Genomic DNA, 2,227 nt, shown 5'->3' on the forward strand with positions numbered 1-2,227 from the left:
CGGTTGCGCCCCTGGCCGCCGCTCGGGCCGCCCCGCCGGTCGCCGCGCCCGCCGCCGCCAACGCGCCGTCCGCTCCGCCGGCGGTGGCCCCCGTCACCATCCGCGTCGACCTGGACCGCGTCGACCGCCTGATCAACGTCGTCGGCGAACTGGTCATCCAGCAGGCCATGCTGGCCCAGCGCGTCGCCGAAAGCGGCCTCACGCGCTCCTCGGGCGTGCTCATGGGTCTGGAAGACCTGGAGCTGCTGACCCGCGAGATCCAGGACAGCGTCATGGCTATCCGGGCCCAGCCGGTGAAATCGGTGTTCCAGCGCATGCCGCGCCTGGTCCGCGAAGTCGCCGACATGACCGGCAAGCGGGTCAAGCTGGTCACCGCCGGCGAGGACACCGAGGTCGACAAGACCGTGGTCGAACGCCTGGCCGAGCCCATCACCCACATGCTGCGCAACGCCATCGACCACGGGCTGGAGACGCCCGCGGACCGCGAGGCCGCCGGCAAGAGCCCCGAGGGCGTGGTCCACCTGGCCGCCCTGCACCGCTCGGGCCGCATCGTCATCGAGATCAGCGACGACGGCCGCGGCATCAACCGCGAACGCGTCAGGGGCATCGCCGTCAGCCGCGGCCTGATCGCCGAGGACGCCGTCCTGACCGACGAGGAGGTCGACAACCTGATCTTCCTGCCCGGCTTCTCGACCGCCGAGACGATCACGGACGTCTCGGGCCGCGGCGTGGGCATGGACGTGGTCAAGCGCTCCATCCAGGCGCTGGGCGGCCGAATCTCCATCAGCTCGATCCCGGGCAAGGGCTCGACCTTCACCCTCAGCCTGCCGCTGACGCTGGCCGTGCTGGACGGCATGGTCGTCGGCGCCGCCGAACAGACCCTGGTCGCCCCGCTGACCAATATCGTCGAGAGCCTGACCCCCCGCGCCGAGGACGTGCATTACGTCGGCGGCCGCGACGCGGTCATCCGCTTCCGCGACAGCTTCGTGCCGCTGGTCGACGTGGCCCAGGTCATGGGCTTCCGGGACACGCCGGTCCCGCCCGGTCAGGGTGTGGCCCTGGTCGTCGAAACCGAATCCGGCGCCCGCGCCGCCCTGATGGTCGACGCCATCCAGGGCCAGCGACAGGTCGTCATCAAGAGCCTGGAGACCAACTACCAGCAGGTCCCCGGGGTCGCCGCCGCCACCATTCTCGGCGACGGCCGCGTCGCCCTGATCCTCGATGTGGACGCCATCGTCGCCAACGCCCGTCGCCGCGCGGCGGGTCCCGAACTCAAGCTCGCGAGCTGATCCATGACCGAAGTGCAAACCAACGCCGCTGTCCGTGAACTGATCGCCTTCCGTATCGGCGAGCAGGAATTCTGCGTCGACATCATGTCGGTGCGCGAGATCCGCGGCTGGACCCCCGCCACCCCGCTGCCCCGGTCCCCCGGCTATATGAAGGGCGTCATCAACCTGCGCGGGGCCGTGCTGCCGATCGTCGATCTGGGGGCCCGCTTCGGCCTCAGCACCTCGGACCCGACCGCGCGCCACGTCATCATGGTGGCCCACATCGGCGGCCGCACCGTGGGCCTGCTGGTCGACGCCGTCTCGGACATCATCCAGCTGACCGACGGCGCCGTGCAGCCGACCCCCGACGTGGCCAGCGACGACGTGCGCACCTTCGTGAAGGGCATCTTCGCCCTGGAAGGCCGCATGATCAGCCTGATCGAGCTGGATATGATCCTGCCGGAAACGGAAGCCGAAGCCGCATGACGTCCGCCGCCGGGGCGTCGTCGATGGTGGAGGGCGAGTTCGTCCTCACGCCGGAAGACTTCCGCCACATCGCCCACACCCTGCATTCCTACGCCGGCATCGCGCTGGGCGAGGGCAAGGCCGCGCTGGTCTATTCGCGCCTGGCCAAGCGCCTGCGCGTGCTCGGCCTGCGCAGCTTCCGTGAGTATTGCGCCCTGATCGACGGCGTGGACGGGGTGGACGAGCGTCAGCTGATGACCGCGGCCCTGACCACCAACGTCACCCGCTTCTACCGCGAGCCGCACCATTTCGATCATCTCCGGGACAAGGTGATGCCCCGCCTGGCCGAGCGCGCCCGCGCCGGCGGCCGGGTGCGGCTGTGGTCGGCCGCCTGTTCGAACGGGCAGGAGCCCTATTCGATGGCCCTGACCGTGCTCCAGACCCTGCCCGAGGCGGCCGAGCTGGACGTGAAGATCCTGGCCACCGACATCGAC

The 2,227-nt window shown here is 70.3% G+C and carries 3 protein-coding genes; all 3 read left to right on the forward strand.

Annotated features, from left to right (window positions below):
* Positions 1 to 1,289, forward strand: a 1,289-nt coding sequence (locus Q0C81_RS09310; RefSeq protein WP_291836791.1) for a chemotaxis protein CheA, incomplete at its 5' end; no start/stop codon positions are given.
* Between the two features lie 3 nt (positions 1,290 to 1,292).
* On the forward strand, positions 1,293 to 1,754 hold the full coding sequence (locus Q0C81_RS09315) for a chemotaxis protein CheW (RefSeq protein ID WP_291836793.1): 462 nt from the start codon (positions 1,293 to 1,295) through the stop codon (positions 1,752 to 1,754).
* The coding region (locus tag Q0C81_RS09320) for a CheR family methyltransferase (protein ID WP_291836795.1) at positions 1,751 to 2,227 on the forward strand (477 nt) is incomplete at its 3' end. The genes Q0C81_RS09315 and Q0C81_RS09320, both read left to right, overlap by 4 nt.

Source organism: Brevundimonas sp. (assembly GCF_023259385.1).
GTDB lineage: Bacteria > Pseudomonadota > Alphaproteobacteria > Caulobacterales > Caulobacteraceae > Brevundimonas.

Coding starts and splice junctions, on each gene's coding strand:
- Q0C81_RS09315 (WP_291836793.1), top strand. CDS start 1,293: ATGACCGAAGTGCAAACCAACGCCGCTGTCCGTGAACTGATCGCCTTC.